The sequence below is a fragment of the Burkholderia sp. PvR073 genome (assembly GCF_054055695.1).
This window is the reverse complement of the sequence record NZ_JBSRXO010000004.1, coordinates 292832-312838: the sequence shown is the minus strand read 5'-3', so window position 1 is coordinate 312838 and position 20007 is coordinate 292832. Positions and strand designations below refer to the sequence as shown.

The window sequence follows — 20007 nt, the reverse complement described above, 5'->3', positions numbered from 1 at the left end:
TTTAGATCTGGTTGTCGAGCACTTCGGTCAGCCACTGATTCGTGACTTCGAAGCGGAAAATCGGGTTCTCGGCAGGCGGGACATCCGTAAAGCGAATGTTCCAGTACACCTTGCCGTCTTCGAGCTGGCTCGCCGTGTTCAGCAGCGGGTCCGGATAGACCTCGAAGTTGATCAGTGCGCCCTGACGCTTCAGGTCGCGCATGAAAGCCTGCAGCCCTTCGGTCACGTCGCTGACGTACGTCGCCGTGATGCCACGGTCAACCGCCCACTTGTGCCCCGCCTGGACAGCATCCATGACGATGTCGAGCGTGCGCACCCGCGTGACGAACTTCCACTTCGGATCAGCCGACAGCGTGCGGTTCCCCCACAGGCGGAACCCGCCGTCGCGAATGATCGTCGTAATGTTCGCGTTGTTGAGCAGGTTCGCGCGACACGTCTCGTCGCCGTCGAGGTATTCGATCGGCCGGCCCGTGCCCGTGATCTCGACGATCTCCTTGTTCGACGGCGACGCCCAGAAACCGATCTTCGCGTCGGTCTGACAGAACAGCCCCGCCGCGTACGTCGATGCCGGCAGCGAGATCTCGCCGTTCGTCGCGTTGCTCCACGCCTTCGCGCCGGGGTCGACCATGTACAGGCGCTTGCTGCCGAAATTCTTCGCATACGCAATTGCCGCTTCGTCGTCGGTATTCGGACCGTCGATCACGGCGACCGCGCGCAGTTTGCCGGCGAGCGAGTCGGCCGCCGTCGCGACCGGTTGCTTGGACGTATGCCCAGGTGCGATCAGCAATCGCGGCTGCGCGTTGAAGCGCGACTTCGCATCGAGCAATGCCTGCATGCCGGTGCGTGCGCCGCCGGCCGACACACCGCCGATGATCGCCGATGTGAGCTGCGCAGCATCGGCCGCTGCCGCCACACCGACCGCAACGACAACAGCGCTGCTCTGCGCATAGATCGCACGGGCAGCCCGCGCGATCGCGCTGTTCTCGCCGAACGCCCGGACCGCCTCGCCGTAGCTGGTCAGTTGCACAGGGACATTCGGCTGGGCCAGATCAGGGCCGGGCGTGTAGGTGTCTGTCATACCAACCACCGACGACGAAGGCACCGCAATCGTACGCGGGCCGCTGTCGACGATGGTCGTCGTGATACCGTGAAAAAAGGAAGTCGCTGCCATGCGGATCTCCGGAAATTAAAAAAGCCGCTCGATTGAGCGGCTTACGAAAACGGGACGGCGTGTTATCGCGCCGGGAAAGTTACTTTGTGTCGACCTCAACGGCCGGCGCGGTATCGCTCACGCTTGCGCTGTCGGCTGACGTTGTGGATGCAGCGTCGGCTGCCATTTCGTCCGCGCTATCAACACGCGGGGCCTCCTCCTCACGCCGAGCAGCTTCCTCGGCTTCGCGAGCAGCTTTCTCCGCCCGTTCGGCCTCGACCTTGACCAGCACGGCGGCCGGATCAGGTTCGTCAGGCCACACGATGTCCTTGGGGAAGGTCGGCAGATCAACCACGCGCACAAGTGCGACCTGATACGCGGCCCATGCGTCAAACATCGCCTCATCGACGTCCGACAGCAGGTCCGCTGCTCGCGCGTCCATCTTGCCGAGATTCTGCTGACGCGCCTTTTCCATGCGCACGTAGAAGTCCGTCATCGCGGCGGCTCGCACCCGTTCGGCGACAATCGCCTCGTCGACGACCCACGCGCCATCTCGCCAGACGTACTCGTCGGACGGACGCGGCAACTCGGTGAGCCCTTCACCGTGCGGGCTGATACCGGCGACCGTGATCTCGCCGGGTTCGCCCGTATCGGTTCGATACAGGCGCACGCCGCGATAGTCAGGACGCACCACCCACTTCCCATCAATCCAGAAGGGCCAGGAACGCGTCGGCACATCGGGAAGCGGTGTGAGCGTGCAGAAGGCCGGCACGAGATACCGGTCCGCGCTCATCGGATCGCGCTCGGCGAGAAAGCTCACCACGTAGCGCCCCGTCAGGTTGTCGTATTGATTGCAAAGCATGTTCTACCTCGATTTAGTAAGCGCGAATCATGGCGAGCAGAGCAAGATTGCGCGGGCGGCTTTCGTTGCCGCCGTCGACGGCGACGTTGATCGTGTGCGAGTGAGCGCCGGCCGCGCCGATTCCGACGTTGTGCGCGTGGTTGCCGTCCGCCGCGATCGAGATCCCCGTGCCGGAGCCCGACGATCCAAAATTGTCGCCCTGATCCCAGTTATATGGGCCGCTGCCCTGACCGTAACCCGTACCGACGACCCCGACGCGACCGATGCGCGTACTGTGCGCGTGCCCCGGATCGTTGACCCCGTGAGCGTGGACACCTTGAGCGTCCGTCCATGCGCCGTGAGAGTGGTCGCCAACAGCAGCGGCAGACGCACCGTGCGCATGTAAGCGATTCAAGCTGTCCTGCCAGCTCCCGATCTGGCGCTGCGCATCCGCACCGCGCGCATCGTCCCAACAGCGAATAAACTCGCCCCGAAGATCCGGCAGCCGGAACGTCGTGTTGCCGTCTCCACTGGAAAAGCAACCGTGACGGCCCTTGCCCCAATCAGCGTCTGCGACCATCGCACCGCTGCCCTGCGCGTACGCCCACAGCAGCGGATAGTCAGCACGCTTCAGCTCGGTGCCGTTCAGCTTCAGAAAACCGGCGCGCGGCGCAGTTCGAGCCTCCCAAACGATCTGCCCGATCTGCACGTCGGCGACCGCCGCCGCAAACCATGCCGATGTGATCAGCTTGTTCGAGTTGTCGCCGGCCGGCGGCGACACGGCAGTGACCATGCCACCGATCTGCAATTGCGTGGAACCGTCGTCGCCGACCTTCCCGACCACGACGCGCCCGCCCTGCGGCATCAATTGCAACGTGCCGAGCGAATAGCTCGAACCACGGGTCACGTTAATCGCGGCCTGCGAGTTGCTGTACGCGTCGTTGACCGTACGAACCGCCAACGAGCCATCCGCGCCCGCGATCATTTCCCACGTTTTCTGGTCAGTCGGTGCGCCCTCCCGTATCAGATGAAGCGATGTCTGCCCCGCACCACCTCCGTTCGAGGCGACGAGTGCTCCCGCCGAGTTAATGCTCTTGAGCGTACCCTTGTTTTGGAACGACGAACGCCCGTCATCCCACGCGCCCCCGGACAACACGCGCCCGGTGTTTGGTACAAGCTCCAGCGTCTTGATCGACGTGCTCTGATCGGCACGCATGATGCGAATGGCCGGGATGCCGACCGTCCAGTCGTCGTCGAGTGCACGAATGCTCATGCTCTCGTTGTTCGACTGAATGTCCCACATCTTCATATCCTTGCCGGCACCGGCAGCCCGCAGGACGACGTCGCCACCCGTATTGGCGCCGAGGGTGACGCCCGAGCCCATCGTTTTAGCGTTACCTGCGCCACCGCCGAAATAGCCGACGCCTGCGCATTCCACGTTTCCGGCAACCCGAGCGTAACCGCCGAATACTGTGCCGCAGCCAGTTCCATCGAGCCGCACCACCCCGGTTTCGAGATTCCATGCGAATGGTCGATAGTCGTTCCAAGGCCCGAGTGGATCACCTTTCTTCGTCTGGAACAGATACAAGTCTCGGTCGTCGTTGCGCAGTATGACGCCGTAGTTGACCCCTACAGCTCGATACTGCCCCCCCAATGTTCCGTCAAGGTCCATCCCCGTAGAACGGACCCCGCTTGCGAACGACGCCCGGTATGCAACCTGCAATCCATCGCGCCCGTTGTCAGCCGCCGTCCCCAAGAGCGCACGCCCCTCGGGAGTAAAGCGCATCCGCTCTGCACCGCCAGAGATAAGTGCAAGCCAACCATTCGCAGCCGCCGGTCCGACGAAGCTGTTGTTGCCCTGGACTTCGAGGTGCGAAACCCCCTGCGCCCCGATCTGAAGGTACCCGTCTCGCGGCGAGAACATGCCCGTATCCGGATCGTTGTCGAACCCATAGCCGGCGTTATTGGCGTTGTTCGGAGTGATCGCACCCGCCTTCGCCTTCAACACTCCCTTCATTGCAACGCCACCCGCAATCGGCAGCTTGTCGGTGCCGAGCGAGTCGACCTGCTTGCCAATCGCATCGACCCGCTTGTCGTTAGCATCGGCCCGGTCTTTGAGGTGCCGTGTCCGATTCGCGAGTTGCTTTGACGGTACGTTGTCGACCCCATCCGGGCCGCCCTGTACGGGGTCCGATGTCTCGAACTGATAGACCCCGTCCTCCCACTTACTTTCTTCTTTCAGATTGGCCATGTACCGATCACCCCTCGCGTAAATTGACCATTGCGCGTCGCGACACCGTTGTGTCGAATCGCCACCTCAGAAAAGTCGAGCCATGCGAGCCGGCTGCGAGCCGGCGCATAGCGCTCGATTGCTCGCTTCAGGTTCTCGCCCTGATCGCGCGTTACCGGCCGCCGCAGCTTCACGATGTACTCGGCCCATGCTGTTGACCCGCCGTGCAGATATCGACCGTCGCGCATTGCCGACCCGTCGCGGCGCTTGATTTGCCGCCCCTCCTGAATGTCGATCTCGCCGAACCCGAGCCGTCGCACGATCTCGCGAATCGCCCACGGCGTGCCCTTGCGCTGGTAGATCACCAGCGACGACTTGATCAGCTCGCGCCGAGCGTCTTCGGACTCCGCCAGCTCCCATCCGTCGACTGCCAGCGACCACGCGAGCCACGGCAAGAAAGCGGCCGGGCAACGATCCGCATCCCACAACGTCCGAATCACATCCGGGTCAACACTCGGCCGCATCACCTGTGCGAGTGCAGCCTCAAGACTCGTCTGGTTCGTTGGCAGCAGTGCTTCAGTCGTCATCGTTCACCTTCGGATTCAGCATGATCGATGTGCATCGCGCGAACTGGTCGACCGCGCACACAACATCGAGCGCAGGCGACTTCAGATCGACACGGACGACGCCCGACTCCTTCGGATGCAGCGCCCCGGTCACTGCCGATCGCGGCATGCCAACGCGCAAACCCTCGCCGGCTGCAACAGCGATATCCAGATCCTGCCGTCGCGCGGTAAGCACGACGCCCGGATCAGGCCCGCGACCGATGTACACGTCCGCGACGATCTCGTAATTGACGGGCTGCGCCGGCACAACACGCAATTTGTCGTTGAGCGGCCGACGATCTTCCGGCGAAAGCGCGCGGCGCACCGTGTCGAGCAATGCGGCACTCGCGATTCCATCGTTCGAATACGACTTCACGACCACGCGCACGACACCCGGCTCCGGACGATCGACGCGCACGTCGGCGACGTCGGCCGACGCGTCCATCGCAAGCGATCGATACGAGCCGAACGGCCCGGCCGTCGACGACCGCTCGATGCCCATCTGCGTGCGCAATCGCAGTCGTTCGTCACGCTCGCCAGTCGCAGGAATCGGCGGATGCGCTTCAGGGTCACCGGGATCAACAATCTCCCGTCGCAAATTCCAGAGCACCGCGAGGTGTTCGAGATCTGCGCCCGTCGCATAGGCCAGCAACACCGCGCGCCCCGCATCGTTCACGCGCGCACGAAACCGGATCTCTTCGTATGCCGCCAGCTCCAGCAGCTTGACGACAGGATCGGATTCGAGCGCAGCCGTCCAATCCGGATAGATGCTCTTGAAATGCTGCAGCTTGAACTGATACGCGGCCTCGAAGTCGAGCGTTTCGACGAGGTCGGGCGGATCAAGCGCCGACAGATCGATCACTGTCATATCGTCACCTCGAATACAACGTCGTCGCCGTCGTAATGACCGGCGATCCGAAAAGTTACTTTGCCTTCCACAACCGACAGCGCGTTCACGCGATCGAGCGCGATGCGCGGCTCCCATCGGCCGATTGCGCGTGCGGCCTCTGCCTGCGCGGCCGAGATCCAGCCGCGCGTGACGGGCAAGTCGACCATGGCCGGAAGATCCGAGCCGTAGTCGGGCCGCTCACGGCGCGTGCCCTTCCGCGTGCCCAGAATGTCCGCGATGCTCTGCACCAGATGATCGAGTCCGCCGATCAGCCGGCCTGTACGGCGACACATGCCGACCAGCGCAACCATTACTGCACCTTCGTCGGCACGCGCTTGAAGCACACGCACGATTCGAGATATGCGATGTGCTCGGGCTGCGTGACCTCCGTCTTGCCCGCCAGCACGGCAACGTGCGAGCCATCCGGAAACACGATCACGCGACTGCGGAACTCGGTGTCGATAAACGTCACGGGCGCTGTCGCCGTGCGTTGCTGCGTGTCTTTCGCCATAACCACCCCCACAAACGAAAAACCCCGCGCGGGCGGGGTCAAAAGTTACTTTGCTGTGCTCACACTGGCGGGCCAACCAGCTCGCCGTCGCCTTGCTCACGGTGCCTGTGCTTCGTGAGCGACCGCCCGCCGGCAACGACATCGTCGGTGTATTCGGCACCGCCCGCGATTTTCATCGCGACACCGCCACCCTCGCCCGGCTTGCCCTGCATGCCGCCGTTGAACGTCAGCAGTTGTTCGGTCGTCGTGTTCCCCGTGAACGTTGAGTCAGGAACATCTGCCAGCAGCTTCGCGCTGCGCAGCGTTGCGCCGTCCGCCTTCAGCTCGAACTCCGTGCCACCGATGCGGAACACGATCCGACCACCGGCCGGCACCGACAGCACGTATTCATGGTTCGCATGGTTGTACTGCTCGAATGCCCCGTCCGGGTAGTCGGTCGCGGTTTCGTCAGGACTCGACCGCCCGGACCCGCCGTGCTGCTCCGTGTAGTAGCCGGGCGCGACGAACGCACCGGCGAGATCGCCGGACGGTGCCCACAGGGCGACCTCTTCGTCGACGGATGGCGGACGCCAATGTCGAACCTTGCCGGCGGCACCGGCCTGCCATTTGAGCCAGTCGCTTACCCAATCGCCGACACGGACTTTCACGCGCGGCGGGTCGTATGTGATCGCCTCCACGACTGCGGATTGCGTCAGGCACGCCATACGGCGATCCATCTCGCCAAGCTCGAAGTCGCTCACACGTCACCCCGTTCCCTGTTCCGCCGGATTCCAGTAGCGGTCTTCATGCCCCGGCCCCGTCTCCGGATCGACACCCCACACCACCGCGCGCCCCTTCGTCGGCGGCTCGTACGCATCGCCCAGGTCGAGTTCGTGTACCCACTCGACGAGCCAAACGAGATACGTATCCAGTTCCGGCCGGAACGGATCTTCACCGGCCGACCCGACCTGTTTGCCGGGCGTCATGGGCAATCCCCACGTCGCACCGTGCACCGCTTGCAGCACGCGCGCGGACAGCTCGCGCACCTGGACCTCGGCATCCTCCACCAGCGGGTCAACGATCACGCGGGCCTGCATGCGCGCGATCAGCGGCACCCGGCCCGTTCCGTCATCGTGCCCCGGCTCCAGCTCCGCAAGCTCGATCGCGACGAACGGCGTGTCGATCGACTTGCCGATCTTCGGATACGCATGGATGCGTTCGAGATCCGGCAGCCGCTCGCGCAGGCCGGCCTCGATGCCGGCATGCAGTTGTTTCAGGTTATCGAGCACGCCTCACCGCCTTTTGCAGTTCATAGTTGACCTCTTGCCGCAGGACCGTCATCAGCCGCGCCTCGCACGCACGCGCAGCCCGTCGAAAAGCCGGATCGCCCGTCTGCGCCCACTCGACCGTCACGACCTCGAACGGCGTGCGCGCCTTACCGGTGCGTCGGTAGATCGCGCCGTCCGGCTGCGCCTTGGTCTTTCGCCACGCGCCCTCGAACAGCGATTTGCCGGCGCGCATCCCCTTCTTCGTCCACCGTACCGCGCCGAGCCGATGCGCCTCAATCGGATTCAGCCCGAGCCACACCTTGCCCGTATCGAGCGAGCGCATGAAGAAGTACATCCGCTGCCGCAGCAGCTTCTGCTGGATGCCCGTCGCACCGCTGACCTCTTTCGCCGTCTGGCTTCGAATCCACGCGCTCGTCTTGCGCAGCGTCCGACGCCATGCCGCCTGCATCGCCGCAGGGGGCAAGCCCGCGAGCACTTCGAGCGCTCCCCTTACGTCGATCTCGACCTTCAGCAGATCCATCGTTACCTCAGAATCAGGATCGTCCAGCCCGTGCCGGTCGGGTGGATCTCGAAAACGCGGAACCGCTCGCCAGCCGCTTCGACGATGCTGCCCTCGCGCACACGGGCCGCATCGTCGTCCGTGATATCGAGGATCGGCGCAACGAGCTGCGTGCGTTGCGTTCCGAGATCCGGGCCGAGCCAAGGCGCCTTGAACATGCCCTGCAGCGGTTTGCCGTCGATCTTGACCTCATCGGACAGGTCTCGCTTCACGGCCGTGTCGACATCGACCATCAGATCCCGGAACGCCATGTCATGCCTTCAGCTTGATCAGCGCCTTCGGGCGCGTGCACAGGTGGATCGGGTTCGACTGCGCCTCGATCTCGACGCCCTTGCCGAAGTCCATCAGCTCCTGCTTGGCGTAGTACGGAATGCCCGTCGTGTTGACCGCCTCGACGTAGTCGGCCGGCGCGAAACGCGTGATGAACAGATCGGACACGCCCTCCGGCACCGCATGCGCCTCGTCGTCCGCGACATACCCGACATCGCCAACGCGACCGCGATAGCGCTCGAACGTGCACCCGCCGAAGTCGAACGCGTCGCGCGCATCGCCACGCAGCTGCGCGGCCATCACGGACGCGAGATACGTTTCCTTCACCGACTTCGCGACGATCAGCTTGTTCCAGAATTCACGCCCGCAGAGCACGCGCACGCCCGTGTACGTCATCGCACCGAGCGCATCTTCGATCGCGTCCTGCACCTCAACGCACTTCTGACGAATCTCGGTGGTCGCGGTCGATAGCTCGAACGGAATGACCGTCTGGTCGATACCGAAGTACTTCAGCAGATCGATCAGCACCGTCTTGCCGTCCGCGTCGAGCACTGCGCCCTTGATTGCGCCGATGCGATGGAATTCGTGCGTCGCATCGAGCTGCCGACGCATCTTCGCGAGTCGCCGATTCACGACGGTCTGGAGCGCCTCCAGCTCCGTTTCGGAACCGAACGCGCGCAGGTTCGCGATCTCGTCGGCCATGATCACCGCACGCTGCGGCAGATGCACCGTATTGAACGGGATCATGCTGCGCTTGCTGCCCGCGACGACAGCGGCCGGTGCACCGCGCTGGCCAGCCGCGACGAGCGACAGCGTGTCGCCGTCGCGCTCGATCTGCACCGTCGTCGTCGTGATACCGTCCTCTTCGAACAGGCCGAGCGTACCGATCCGGCCGGGAACATAGGGCTGCTCGTTGATCGCAGCACTCAGGGACGACAGCGAAAACGCATCGTCTTGAAACAGGGCGATATCCGCCATACAACCTCCGACATGAAAATGGATACAAAAAAAGCCACGCGGTCGGCGTGGCCTTGAATGGGGTTCGCCGCGATCAGCGGACGATCACGTGTCGCTCGGCGAGATCACCGCGACCGGCAGTGTCCAGGCCGTTGAGCAGCGCACCCGCGACCTCGGCGAGACGGACGATCCCGGTCGCCGGGCGAGACGCTTCGGACGCTGCCAGCGGTGCATAGAGAATCGCGGCCGCGACCTCGGAACCGTCATTCGCCGCGTTGTCGTACGGCGCGTACTCGCCGGTACTCGTCACGCCGAGCACCTGACCGGCCGGCAGCGCCGGACCGGCCTTCACGATGATGTGCTCGCGCGAGATCCGCCCGTTGCCTTCCGACACGAGAAATGCGGCCGGCAGAGTGGCCTGTACCTTCCAGTTCGACATGAGTTTTCCCCTCCTCGGATTACGTCAAAGTTACTTGCCGCTCTTGCGAGCCGCGTAGATGGACGCCGCACGCGGCGCATTCGCGACCACGGGCGCGTCTTGCGACGCAACCGGGGCAGCACGATGGTTGATCGGCTTCTGCGAGGCCGTCATGCGCTCGAACAGCCGCGCACGCACCTGATCCGGCGACAGGCCATCCGAGACAAAGCCGGCCGTCAGCTCGGTCAGGCTCGCGGCCAGACAGATACCGGCGATGTCCTGCGCGTTGCGGATCGCGGCGTCGACGCTCGCGCGATCCCGCAGGCCGGTGGCCAGCACGATGCCTTCGGCGCAGTGCTCGATGCGCGCGTCGCGGCATGCGGCATACACATGCGACGCCAGCGCCGTCACGTCCGGCGTCTGTGTCAACTGCGGCTGCGGCGCAGGATCGGCCGGCGGATTGGGTGGCGGATCAGACGGCGACACCTCGCCGTCGTCTTCCAGCACGGCCCTGATCTCGGCCGGGACCGCCGAGAAGCGCGAAGCGAGCCGCGCTGCGCCCGCGTATGCCGCGATTCGGATCGGGTCAGCAATCGCATCGCAAAAACCCTGCTCCTTCGCCTGCGCTGCCGTCAGCCAAGTTTCGGCATCCATGATCGCGCGGACCTCCTCCTCAGTCCGGCCGCTTCGCTCGACGTACGCTGAAAGCATGTTGTCGGACGTGCTGTCGAGCAGATCCGCGAGCTTGCGCAGATCACCCGCCTCGCCGGCCGCGACCGTGTGCGGGTTGTGAATCATCAGCATCGCGTTCGACGGCATCTCGATCGTGTCACATGCCATCAGGATCAGCGACGCGGCGGACGCGGCAACGCCGTCGACACGGCCGGTCACCTTCCCGGCATGCCGACGCAGCGCGTTGTAGATCGTGAACGCGTCGAACACGTCACCACCCATCGAGTTGATCGCGACAACGATCGATGTCGCCGTGGCTGCCGCCTCGTCGAGCTTCGAAGCAAACAGCTCCGCGTCGGTGCCCCAGAATCCGATGTCGCCGTAGATCCGGATCTCGACCACATTCCCACCCGCCGCGTTCACCTGCGCGCGGATGTCCCACCAGCGCTTCTTCCCTTTCATTCGCCATCCCCATTAGAAAGATTGCCCGCCCCGTCGACCGGATCGAGCGTGTCATACCGAATCCCGAGCCGGCGCTCACGCGCGAGATCGTCCGCGTTCTCTTGATCGACCTGCTCGGGATCATCACCACGCGATAGCACCGCCCCCGACCGGCTCGCCAACCCGGCGCGGATCTCCATCCGCTTCGCCGTGACGTCCTGCACCGGATGAATGTACGGCCAGCCCTGCGGCACCCATCGCACGCGCAGATAGTCGCGCCGGCGGCGGTAGTAGTCCGGCATCGGCATCGCACCCGACAACGCGCACGCGTCGACCCACCAGCGCCAGACCTTCCGGCAGAACTGGTGAATGAACACGTTCCACTGGATCTGTTCGACCGATCGGCGGAACTCATTCAAGATCACGCGAAGCACGCGATCGCTCACGTCGCGCAGATCCCCCGTCATGACTTCGTACGGCATGCCAACCGATGCCGCAGCGGCCATCAACTGCTGCCGCATGAACGGCGCATAGTCGGTTCCAGCGCCCGGTGGCTCAGCAAACTCGACGCCCTCTCCCGGAGCCAGCTCCTGCATGCTCCCCGGTTCGAGCGATACGACCGGTGAGAAGCCGTCGACGTCGTACTGCATTGCCCCGCCCGTGACGGGATCTCCGATTGTTTCCGGATCGGTCGGCGGCTTGGTGATGAAGCCCGCAAACAAGTTGCTGACCTCCTGCCGAAACAGCACCGCGTCGTCGAAGTTGTCCAGCGACTTGAGCCGCAACAGCACGGTCGACAGTTCCGGAACACCGCGCACCTGGCCGGGCCGAAGCGCGAGAAAGACATGTGCGATCTCGTCGGCCGGCACGCGAACGGTCTGCATGTTGGTTGTCGACGCACGCCCGTACTCGCCGGGATGGCGCTTGAGCAGGTGATACGCCACCCGCCGACCGTCCGCGTCGAACTCAACGCCGTTGATGATCTCCCCGTCCCGTACGATCTCGTTCTTCTCCATCGGCAGCAGATCGCCTTCGAGAAGCTGGATCTGCATCGGGACCGCCAAGCCCTCGCGCGGACTGCGCAATCGGCGACGGATCAACACCTCGCCGTCACTGAAGAACGCACGTGCGGCGAGCGTCTGCACGCCCCCCATATCGAACAAATCGTCCGCGTCGATTTCCTCGCAGCTATCCTCCCAAAGTTGCTTTTGCATCTTGCGCACCGCGTCGTTCGGATGCTGCGGATGCGCTTGGATGCCGTTCCCGATCGTGTTCGACACGAGTCGCGCGATCGCCGTTTTCGCCCACGGATCGTTTCGGATCGCGTCGCGAGCGCGCGACCGCAACAGCGGCAGGTTTTGCACCGCTGCCGCATTCGGTCCCGCGCCCGACACCCGCCACGACTTCGCCCGTGCGCCCGCCGTGCCTGCCGACTCATAGGCGGCCGCCTTCAGCCGCGTTGGCACCACGAACCCGCGCCGTGCGAGTGACGGATAACCCGACTTCATCGCACCCCCTTGCCCGCGTGACGAATCCGGACGATCGACGAACGTCCGGCAGCGCCATTCAGGTCGCGAATGATCTCGGTGCGTGCTTCGCGCAGTTCGCCGATCGAGCGATATTTCACTCGCCGGTCGGCATACTGCACTTCCAGCTCGCCCTTCGCGATTGCCGACTGGATACGCTCCAGGTCCTGCTTTGTGTATGCCATGCGATTCCCTCGTTTAGCGACGCTTCAGGTACGTTGATCGACCAACACGACGGCCCTGAATGCGCGAAACCCCGCTCGGTGGCGGGGTTTCGGCGGGTTTTGCTACAGGCGGCGACGGTCGCGCAGCCTCATTGACGTCCAGTTCATCGGGCGGATCGGGCAGCACCTCTGCAGGTAGCGCCGAAGGCAATGCCTCCAGCACCGGAACCGCATCGAACAGCGAGACCTGCGACGCGCGATGCTGCTCGACCTGCCAGTGCGCCTCGGTCATCAGGTGCACCTTCACGCTGCGGGCCGCGTGCAGCGCGTACCCTTCGCAGTCCAGCGCCTCGTTGCGCGGGCTGATCTTCTTCCACACGCGCTTACCGCCACGTGGACCGGGCACCTTTACCTCTGCGGTGAGCTGCGACAGGTAGTCGCTGCGCACGCCGCTATACCAGTGCATGCGGCCCGGCCCGTCGCCTTCGAGCTTCAGCCGGTTTTCGAGGATCAGATCCTTCGCGCGGCTCACGCCGACCATGTACGGGCGCAGCCCGTATTTCGCCGCCTTGCTGTTGTTGCGCGTCGAGTCGATCGACGCCTTCGGCACGCTGAAGATCTCCGCGTCGACGTTGCTGCTGCCCTTGGCGGCCATGACGTTGTAACCAGCCTTCTGCGCCGCGCGCACGTACTTGTACACCGCGTCCGACGTCGCGCCGTCCGACGAGTCGATCGACGTTGCACGTACACGCATCAGCCAGCCATTCTCATGGCGGTATGCGTGAGACAGCAGCATCGTCAACGCGCCCCAAACCCCGCCCGTCATCGGGTCTTGCTGCTGCTCCGTCACCTTGCCGTAGATCTCTCCCCACACGACGAGCCAGCTTTCCTCGCCGCGCCCCCAAGCACGCACGACGACCGCGAGGCGGTCGTGCTGCACGTCGACGCCAAGCGTCAGCAGCAGCCCGCCGATCGGCACCGTCAGCTCCGCGTACGGCAGCGCCCGTTGCGCGAGCACGTCCAGCTCGGGCAGGTCGGTCTTGTATTTGTACGCTCGCCCCTGCGAGTTGTTCACGAACGAGCGCATCTTCGTATCGTCGCCCTCGCGCAGCGCCTTGTCGGCCGTCAACCACTTCTTGACCAGCTCGGCCATATTCGAGCCGGGGAACGGCGACACCAGCTCGTTGATGCGGAAGCCGGCGACGCCGTGAAACGGTGCCGTCGCAACCCATCGACCGCGACGGACGGCGCGAATGCGCGTCGCGTCGTCCCACAACGAGCCGCAATGCGGGCAGGTGTATCGTGCCGACTCCGGTTGTGCGCGGCCGTAGACCTCGTGCACGACCTCGGCGCCCTCGCTCCAGGTGACGTTTTCCCACGCCAGCTCGTGCTCCTCGTCGCAATCAGGGCAAGGCACCAAATAGACGCGCTGATCCGAAGCCGCGTAGCCCTGCTGGATGCGCGACAGGCCGTCGACGGTCGGCGTCCCGCCCAAGATCATCTTGCGTCGCCGAGCCGAATAGCTCTTGTTCCGCTCCTCCAGCAGCGTGATCGAGTCACCCTGTTCGCGCACGTTCGTGTTCGCGTCGTCCGGTTCCTCGACCGCGACGACCGGGGCCGGCGTCGACTTCACGTCGTCCGGCGCGTTCGATGTGATGAACTTCAAGAAGCCGCGCGCGAACGTCTTGTGATCCCACAAGTTGTTTTTGTCGCGGGCCGCATGAACCGGCAATTTCGCCGACAGGCGAGGCGTCACCTCGACCATCGGTTCGAACTTCTCCAGATTGAACTTCTTCGCCGTCTTCTCTTTCGGGAACATGACGATCATCGGACACGGGTCGACATCGATCCGCTTGCCGATGTAGTTCAGCAGCACGCCGTCCGTCCACGCAACCTGCGCTGACTTCATGCAGACAACCTTCTGCACAGTCGGGTCGTCCAGCGCTTCGTGCATGCCGAACACCCACGGCGTGATATTCGGGTTATAGCGGCCGGGGCTGGCCGATCCCTTCGCGCTCAACCTACGATGCTTGCGCGCCCAATCCGTCGTCCCAATTCGCTCCGGCGGGCACAGCATCTTCGCGATCCGGCGAATCACCGCGTGGACTGTCTGGGTCGTATTCAGAAAGCTGCTCAAGGCATCCATATATATGCTCGTTCAACCATTCGACGTCCACCTCGACGCCGTATAGCGTGTGCAGCTCCTGCACCAGCTTGTCGGACAGCGACAGCAGTTCCGTTTGAAATGCGCCGACCATCAGGCCGTACGCCTGTTCGAGCTGCGCCGCGTTGACGAGCTGCCCCTTCTTCTCGGCCAGCGTCAGCAGCTTGATCTCGCGATCGACGCGCTCCGTCATCGCCCGCTCGGCGACGAGATCGATCCCGGTCTCGCTGGAGCGGCCGGCCGCGACCTCGCGCAGGTGCCGAATGTAGGCGATGCGGATCTCGTCGATCGACACCGCGCGGTAATCGAGCCGGACCTTGTCGACGAACCGAGAAACGGCCGACTGGTCAAGGTCGAGATGGTCGGCAATCTGCTGCTGAGTCGGCATGAATATGACCCCCTATGGAAACTCGCCAGTAGAGAAAAAACGCGGGTGCGAGCCCCCGCGTATGGCGATGCCCGTAGGGTCCCCGCCTGCTCAAAAAGTGGGCAGACCCACCCCGATCGCGACATCGGCGCTCGCGCCGTCGCCCGCGCGGTCCATCGCCCACACGACACGGTCCATTGCGTCGTCAAACACGAAGCACCGCGCGGTAACGCGCCCCATGCTTCGATCTTCATCCCACGTCGACCAGACCTCGCTCGGCCCGGCGCTCGTCGACTCGATTCGCATTTCAGCGCCCCAATGCAAAAAGCCCCGAGGGCTTTCGCACTCAGGGCTTTGACACAACCATCTAGCCGACCACGTCTCGGCTAGATACCACTTCACTTCACTTCATTTCGTTTCGCTTCGCTTCACGCACAGCTTCTCGAACAAGGATCAGAAATTTGAGCATGAAGATCAGAAATCCCTGCGCCGCATTTCGGACCTCATCGAAGTCGACAGTCTCAAGCAATTCGACGACCACATCGAGATGGCTATCATAGTGACCAGTCGCCTTATTCCTGAGCCTCTCCCAGTTTCGTATAACCGCGAGATTGGGCCGCTCCTCCTTTTGCAGCGCGCGCACTTGACTCTCAAAGTTCGCAAGGCCGTGAACTTGCGCGTATCGCAGCATCTCTTGGACCGTCACTTCTCGAAGATGCTTATCAAATTCGACCAAACGGTGAATGAGCCCCTTGGCGGCGACGGCCATCGCGAACCCTTGTGCGCCGTGAGCAAGCAATAACTCGAATTCGCGCGTCACTTCGTACTGGAACATTGTGACCTGCAACTGAATCGCCAGCAGAGTGTGATCATCGTCGACACTCCGGTGCTTGTACTTATCGTAGAAATTCGCCAACGATTTCTCAAGCTTTGGACGAAGATCGCGCATCATCTGCAACGAATCGAAAGTCGCGTCGTCCGCCCCGTCTTCACTTGCTGCCACTCCTTGCACCACGCGCCCTCCGTTTGATCAAAAGCCCTGAGCGCTTGCGCACTCAGGGCTTCGATATTCATTTCGTAAGGGCGAAAGCCCTCCCAACAGATCCCGACAGACAGTTATCGTTGTTGGTCGCGGCGCTCCCGCGATTCAGTACGCCTGTCGGGCGAAGGTTGCGACACGAGTATGCGATCGCGCATTTATCCAGTGACGCGGTAAAGGATGTGCAAAGTTTACGCGATCCGCTCTTGAAATGGAATACGTTTCATCCTCGCAATTGTCGACGCAATGTGTCGTACACCGATCCATCGACCGTATCCAGCAGCGCGAGCATGTCGTGAAAGCGCCACGACCAGTTCTTCCGATACTCGTCGAGCGATACACCAAGTGCGTGCGCCCGGCCAGCATCGTCGACCTGCCGTTTGCCGGAACCGGAACAGTCGGGGCAGATGTGCCGGCCCTTTGCATCCGACACCGGCGACGCGGCGATCCGCCCCATCCCGCCGCAGTCGTCGCATGGTTCGTATTCCCGAAAGACCAGCGGCCCGTTACGCCCTTCGAAGAACGGGATACGCTCCTCCGATACACACACCTTCCCGCTGCCCCCGCATACATCACACGCGTGCGTTGATGTCGTGACGGCACGCGCGCGACGCACGACGCCACGCCCTTCGCACTCGACACACTGATCGTTCACCCACTCGTCCAGCAACCGCAGCGCGAAGCGCTCGACGATGTCGACCTTCGAACGCTCGACAGCGTGCCCCGCACGTTGATCGCGACGCTCGTCGCGCGACAGGCCCGTGAACCGCGCACGCTTGAATCGGCCCGACGTCCGGATCATCTGCGCCAACAGCAACGTTGCACGTCGAACCATCGCAGGCGTCGGCAGCGGCCCGGCTTTGATTCGGGCCAGCAAGCTCCCGAGATCGTTCGCAAAGGCGAGCGCGCCCAAAGTAACTTTAGGATCGGCAATCGGGTCGGTGAACTGACCACGAACGCTCATCGCAACGCCCACCCGCTCTTTCAAATCGATCATCACTCTCTCCTACTCGTCCTAATGTCCCAATGTCCCAAGGGAAGAAGCTTGCAGGGGTGCGCGCCTGCGACATGCGACATGCGCCGCTCACGTCGCGCATGTCGCGCCCCTGCACCCGCGCCCGAGACCGCGCCTTGGGACGTTGGGACATGGGACGTCCACAGCGCGCCAAGACGGGGCATGTGGCGCGCTTACCGTGCAGGCACAGCGCGCCACGCGATCACAGCGGACTGTCGTCATCGCCCGCTGCGACCAGTTCGCGCTCCGCTTCCGGCTCTTGCTCTTCCTTCACGTAGTACCAACCGCGCGATCCGGTCGACTCGCGCTTGCGCACCCACCCGAGCGACTTCAACGCCTTGCCGATACGGCGCTGCTCTGCCAGCGTCCATTTCGACGTATCCAGCTTCAGGATGTCCGCGAGGATCTCTTCCATCGTCGTGCGCGACACGAATTCCAGGGCCTTGGCGATCTTGTCCTCGTACACGTCCCCTTCATAGCGCTCCGCCTGTTCGATCTCGAACAGCGGGCGCTCATGCTCTTCTACGTGCCACACGACGCCCGAGCGGTACAGGTACACGGCTTCCGCCCAAAGCTGTTCACGAACGGCCACAATGCCGTCGATGTCGACCAGACCACCGACACGCAGCGGCCAGTAACGCCGGTTGCCCGATTCGTCCTTCAGGTACGTGTCGAAGTTGACCGAGCCGGCGAACACGCACTGACGCGGGACGTCGGTCGCCCGCTTGCCGTAGAAGTTGCGGAACCGGTCGACGGCCGTCGCGAAGAAGCTCTTCACCGCCGACGAGTCAGCCTTGTTCAACGAGTCCAGCTCGGCCAGCTCGATCACCCACTTCCCGGCCAGCACCGCGTACGTGTCTTTGTTGCCGATCTGGATCGGCGTATCGGTGAACCACGGTGCGCCGGCCAGCACCTTCAGCGCCGTCGATTTGCGATGCCCCTGCTTGCCTTCGAGGATCAGGACGTTGTCGACCTTGCAGCCCGGCTCCATCACGCGTGCGACGGCCGCGATCGTCCACTTCATGAACGCGAGCTGCACATACTCGCTGTCGGCCACGCGCAGGTATGTCGACGGCATCGTTCGCACACGCGGCACGCCGTCCCATTTCAGCCCTTCGAGGTATTCGCGTACGTCATGGAAGTGCGTCGCGTCCGCCACCAGCAGAACCGCGTTCATCACGATATCGGTGCGCACCGAGAGGCCGTAGCGCTGCGACAACCAAAGCGCGCAGCGCTGATCGTCCATGTCGGTCCACTCGCCCTTCACGCCCTGCGGGAACGGCGGCGCTTTGCGCTTCATCACGCGGCCACCGAAGTCGTCCTGCTCGATGACGCCCTGCCATGCCTTGTGATTCGACAGGATCATGTGCACGTTGCCGAGCGTCGGCAGCAGCGTACCCTTGTCCGACCGCGCGAGATCCTGCTCCCACGTGTGCGCGCCGTTCTCTGCCTCACGGCCATCCCATTCCGGCTGTTTCGCGGCAGCGGACGTCGCGGCGGATTTCGTCGGCGTGTCGTCCGCGGTCGACACCGCAACCGTCGCCGGGCGGATCTCTTCGTTCGCTGGCGCGATGACGCGCAAGATTGCCGCCTGCACTTGCGCCTCGACCGCCTCGAAGCCCTCTTCGACGTGCAGGTCGTTGAAATCGGTCAGCTTGCGCTCGCCGCGATTGGCGAATGCTGGATAGACGACGCTGACGTCGGCGACCGTCGCTGCCGCCTCGTATGCACGCTTCAGGCCCGTGTTCTCGAAGCGCTTCCGGCGCAACGGCATCACGTCGTTTCCGTAGCTCACCTCGACATACGGCACTCCATTGTCGTCACGACGGCGTGACGCGGCGACCATGTACCACGTGTTCTTCGCCTCGATCCGCACCGGTTCGGCACCAAACACCAGTTCACCCCGGAAAGCGAACTCGTCGGCGAGCCAGTCACGCATGCGCTGCTCGATCTTCCAGTCGTCGTCGGCGCAAACCAGCACATGAACATCCGGATACGTCGCACGCAGGTAGCGCACGGCCGGAAGGATGCCACCCGCGTCGAAGCAGACATTGACTGCGAACGCCTCGTCGATCGCCATGCGGACCGAGCGCGCGGTCGCGTAGCCTTCGGCGACCAGCACGATCTGATCGTCTGCGCCGACCTCGCCGAGCAGATACGACGCGCCCTTCTTTTCCATGCCTTTGTTGAAGCGCTTCGCGCCGTCCGGGGTGATCTTCTGCAGGCCGACGAGCCGAGCATCGTCGCCGTATTGATACATCGGCACGAACATCGTGCCGTCCGCGTCGAAACGTACGCCTTCGGCCGTGATGCGCTTGCGTTCAAGATAGGTGGACTCGCCGTGCTCTGCCGCACGGTTCCACTGATCTCGCGCGCGGTTCGCGGCGAGCTTCGCCTGACGCGCGTCACGCTCCGCCTGCTCACGGTCGGCGGCTTCCTGCCGGCGACGTGTCTCCGCGAGCACGTCCTCGCTCAGCGGTGCGCCGCTCCACTCGAAACGCTCGGTGCCCGGATCGTCGCCCGAGAAGTGGCCGAACGTACCGCCATAGCCGATCACTGCGCCCTTGCTGACGACCTCTCGAAGCTGATACCAGTATTTTTTGCGCGGCCCGTACCGATGATGTTTGCCATCCGCGACCGGATGGCCGGCAGGCAGGTCAGGATGCCCCGCCGCACGCAATTGCTGAATGATCTGGTCCAGTGTCGCCATATGAATATTTCCTCTGTCAAAGTCACTTTGGCCGCATGTCGCGGCCAGATCACAATTCGTTGAGTTGCGCCCTGTTAGCTCGCACGTCGAGCCGCATCCAGTTCCACGAGGCGGCGGTCGCGTGCGACCTTGTGAGAGAAGCTGCGCCACGCTCCCCGCCCGGCCGCATAGGACTGCCGTCCACTCGGCGAGCGGCTGTACTGCGATGCGC

General features: G+C 63.6%; 22 protein-coding genes. All 22 read right to left on the bottom strand.

The features are described from left to right. Position 1: 1 nt before the first annotated feature. Positions 2 to 1171, bottom strand: coding sequence for a phage tail sheath family protein (locus ACVK00_RS15840; protein ID WP_354123018.1), 1170 nt, complete (start codon positions 1169 to 1171; stop codon positions 2 to 4). A 79-nt stretch (positions 1172 to 1250) separates the two neighbouring features. Beyond that, positions 1251 to 2012 carry a tail fiber assembly protein gene (locus tag ACVK00_RS15835; RefSeq protein WP_354123019.1) on the bottom strand — a complete coding sequence of 254 codons (762 nt, stop codon included), beginning with the start codon at positions 2010 to 2012 and terminating at the stop codon, positions 1251 to 1253. A 13-nt stretch (positions 2013 to 2025) separates the two neighbouring features. Next, positions 2026 to 4242: a phage tail protein gene (locus ACVK00_RS15830; RefSeq protein WP_354123020.1), complete on the bottom strand. Its 2217-nt coding sequence runs from the start codon at positions 4240 to 4242 to the stop codon at positions 2026 to 2028. Next, on the bottom strand, positions 4230 to 4808 hold the full coding sequence (locus ACVK00_RS15825; RefSeq protein ID WP_354123021.1) for a phage tail protein I: 579 nt from the start codon (positions 4806 to 4808) through the stop codon (positions 4230 to 4232). The genes ACVK00_RS15830 and ACVK00_RS15825 overlap by 13 nt, the downstream gene beginning before the upstream one ends. After that, a complete protein-coding gene (locus tag ACVK00_RS15820) occupies positions 4798 to 5694 on the bottom strand; it encodes a baseplate assembly protein (RefSeq protein ID WP_354123022.1) in 897 nt (298 codons plus the stop codon). Before ACVK00_RS15820 ends, ACVK00_RS15825 begins: the two co-directional genes overlap by 11 nt. Next, positions 5691 to 6026 (bottom strand): GPW/gp25 family protein, encoded by a 336-nt coding sequence (locus ACVK00_RS15815; protein WP_354123023.1) that lies wholly within the window; start codon positions 6024 to 6026, stop codon positions 5691 to 5693. The genes ACVK00_RS15820 and ACVK00_RS15815 overlap by 4 nt, the downstream gene beginning before the upstream one ends. After that, positions 6026 to 6187, bottom strand: coding sequence for a hypothetical protein (locus ACVK00_RS15810; protein ID WP_354123024.1), 162 nt, complete (start codon positions 6185 to 6187; stop codon positions 6026 to 6028). Before ACVK00_RS15810 ends, ACVK00_RS15815 begins: the two co-directional genes overlap by 1 nt. Positions 6188 to 6285: 98 nt before the next feature. Then, a complete protein-coding gene (locus ACVK00_RS15805; RefSeq protein ID WP_354123025.1) occupies positions 6286 to 6966 on the bottom strand; it encodes a phage baseplate assembly protein V in 681 nt (226 codons plus the stop codon). A gap of 3 nt (positions 6967 to 6969) precedes the next feature. Further along, positions 6970 to 7494 carry a hypothetical protein gene (locus ACVK00_RS15800; protein ID WP_354123026.1) on the bottom strand — a complete coding sequence of 175 codons (525 nt, stop codon included), beginning with the start codon at positions 7492 to 7494 and terminating at the stop codon, positions 6970 to 6972. Continuing rightward, complete coding sequence (locus ACVK00_RS15795; RefSeq protein ID WP_354123027.1) at positions 7484 to 8014, bottom strand: phage tail protein; 531 nt, start codon at positions 8012 to 8014, stop codon at positions 7484 to 7486. Before ACVK00_RS15795 ends, ACVK00_RS15800 begins: the two co-directional genes overlap by 11 nt. 2 nt (positions 8015 to 8016) lie before the next feature. Then, a complete protein-coding gene (locus ACVK00_RS15790; RefSeq protein ID WP_354123028.1) occupies positions 8017 to 8304 on the bottom strand; it encodes a head-tail joining protein in 288 nt (95 codons plus the stop codon). A gap of 1 nt (position 8305) precedes the next feature. After that, the gene (locus ACVK00_RS15785; protein ID WP_354123029.1) at positions 8306 to 9301 is read right to left on the bottom strand and encodes a major capsid protein; all 996 of its coding nucleotides are present in this window, start codon (positions 9299 to 9301) and stop codon (positions 8306 to 8308) included. Between the two features lie 73 nt (positions 9302 to 9374). Beyond that, positions 9375 to 9719 carry a head decoration protein gene (locus ACVK00_RS15780; RefSeq protein WP_354123030.1) on the bottom strand — a complete coding sequence of 115 codons (345 nt, stop codon included), beginning with the start codon at positions 9717 to 9719 and terminating at the stop codon, positions 9375 to 9377. A 30-nt stretch (positions 9720 to 9749) separates the two neighbouring features. Continuing rightward, entirely contained in the window at positions 9750 to 10832 is a 1083-nt protein-coding gene (locus tag ACVK00_RS15775) for a head maturation protease, ClpP-related (RefSeq protein ID WP_354123031.1), read from the bottom strand. Further along, a complete protein-coding gene (locus ACVK00_RS15770; RefSeq protein WP_354123032.1) occupies positions 10829 to 12319 on the bottom strand; it encodes a phage portal protein in 1491 nt (496 codons plus the stop codon). Before ACVK00_RS15770 ends, ACVK00_RS15775 begins: the two co-directional genes overlap by 4 nt. Continuing rightward, positions 12316 to 12522: a phage head-tail joining protein gene (locus ACVK00_RS15765; protein WP_034188735.1), complete on the bottom strand. Its 207-nt coding sequence runs from the start codon at positions 12520 to 12522 to the stop codon at positions 12316 to 12318. Before ACVK00_RS15765 ends, ACVK00_RS15770 begins: the two co-directional genes overlap by 4 nt. 13 nt (positions 12523 to 12535) lie before the next feature. Next, positions 12536 to 14521 (bottom strand): phage terminase large subunit family protein, encoded by a 1986-nt coding sequence (locus ACVK00_RS15760; protein ID WP_354123033.1) that lies wholly within the window; start codon positions 14519 to 14521, stop codon positions 12536 to 12538. A gap of 1 nt (position 14522) precedes the next feature. Then, a complete protein-coding gene (locus ACVK00_RS15755) occupies positions 14523 to 15053 on the bottom strand; it encodes a MarR family transcriptional regulator (RefSeq protein WP_354123034.1) in 531 nt (176 codons plus the stop codon). 90 nt (positions 15054 to 15143) lie between these two features. Continuing rightward, positions 15144 to 15338 (bottom strand): hypothetical protein, encoded by a 195-nt coding sequence (locus ACVK00_RS15750; protein WP_354123035.1) that lies wholly within the window; start codon positions 15336 to 15338, stop codon positions 15144 to 15146. Positions 15339 to 15435: 97 nt separating this feature from the next. Beyond that, complete coding sequence (locus ACVK00_RS15745; RefSeq protein WP_354123036.1) at positions 15436 to 16047, bottom strand: hypothetical protein; 612 nt, start codon at positions 16045 to 16047, stop codon at positions 15436 to 15438. A 247-nt stretch (positions 16048 to 16294) separates the two neighbouring features. Continuing rightward, entirely contained in the window at positions 16295 to 17068 is a 774-nt protein-coding gene (locus ACVK00_RS15740; RefSeq protein ID WP_354123037.1) for a zinc finger-like domain-containing protein, read from the bottom strand. A 220-nt stretch (positions 17069 to 17288) separates the two neighbouring features. After that, entirely contained in the window at positions 17289 to 19796 is a 2508-nt protein-coding gene (locus ACVK00_RS15735) for a VapE domain-containing protein (protein WP_354123054.1), read from the bottom strand. Positions 19797 to 20007 lie beyond the last annotated feature (211 nt).

What these genes read in the sequence shown, in the direction of transcription:
- ACVK00_RS15840 (WP_354123018.1), bottom strand. Translation starts at nt 1,171, where the DNA reads ATGGCAGCGACTTCCTTTTTTCACGGTATCACGACGACCATCGTCGAC.
- ACVK00_RS15835 (WP_354123019.1), bottom strand. Translation starts at nt 2,012, where the DNA reads ATGCTTTGCAATCAATACGACAACCTGACGGGGCGCTACGTGGTGAGC.
- ACVK00_RS15830 (WP_354123020.1), bottom strand. Translation starts at nt 4,242, where the DNA reads ATGGCCAATCTGAAAGAAGAAAGTAAGTGGGAGGACGGGGTCTATCAG.
- ACVK00_RS15825 (WP_354123021.1), bottom strand. Translation starts at nt 4,808, where the DNA reads ATGACGACTGAAGCACTGCTGCCAACGAACCAGACGAGTCTTGAGGCT.
- ACVK00_RS15820 (WP_354123022.1), bottom strand. Translation starts at nt 5,694, where the DNA reads ATGACAGTGATCGATCTGTCGGCGCTTGATCCGCCCGACCTCGTCGAA.
- ACVK00_RS15815 (WP_354123023.1), bottom strand. Translation starts at nt 6,026, where the DNA reads ATGGTTGCGCTGGTCGGCATGTGTCGCCGTACAGGCCGGCTGATCGGC.
- ACVK00_RS15795 (WP_354123027.1), bottom strand. Translation starts at nt 8,014, where the DNA reads ATGGATCTGCTGAAGGTCGAGATCGACGTAAGGGGAGCGCTCGAAGTG.
- ACVK00_RS15790 (WP_354123028.1), bottom strand. Translation starts at nt 8,304, where the DNA reads ATGGCGTTCCGGGATCTGATGGTCGATGTCGACACGGCCGTGAAGCGA.
- ACVK00_RS15785 (WP_354123029.1), bottom strand. Translation starts at nt 9,301, where the DNA reads ATGGCGGATATCGCCCTGTTTCAAGACGATGCGTTTTCGCTGTCGTCC.
- ACVK00_RS15780 (WP_354123030.1), bottom strand. Translation starts at nt 9,719, where the DNA reads ATGTCGAACTGGAAGGTACAGGCCACTCTGCCGGCCGCATTTCTCGTG.
- ACVK00_RS15775 (WP_354123031.1), bottom strand. Translation starts at nt 10,832, where the DNA reads ATGAAAGGGAAGAAGCGCTGGTGGGACATCCGCGCGCAGGTGAACGCG.
- ACVK00_RS15770 (WP_354123032.1), bottom strand. Translation starts at nt 12,319, where the DNA reads ATGAAGTCGGGTTATCCGTCACTCGCACGGCGCGGGTTCGTGGTGCCA.
- ACVK00_RS15765 (WP_034188735.1), bottom strand. Translation starts at nt 12,522, where the DNA reads ATGGCATACACAAAGCAGGACCTGGAGCGTATCCAGTCGGCAATCGCG.
- ACVK00_RS15755 (WP_354123034.1), bottom strand. Translation starts at nt 15,053, where the DNA reads ATGCCGACTCAGCAGCAGATTGCCGACCATCTCGACCTTGACCAGTCG.
- ACVK00_RS15750 (WP_354123035.1), bottom strand. Translation starts at nt 15,338, where the DNA reads ATGCGAATCGAGTCGACGAGCGCCGGGCCGAGCGAGGTCTGGTCGACG.
- ACVK00_RS15740 (WP_354123037.1), bottom strand. Translation starts at nt 17,068, where the DNA reads ATGATCGATTTGAAAGAGCGGGTGGGCGTTGCGATGAGCGTTCGTGGT.
- ACVK00_RS15735 (WP_354123054.1), bottom strand. Translation starts at nt 19,796, where the DNA reads ATGGCGACACTGGACCAGATCATTCAGCAATTGCGTGCGGCGGGGCAT.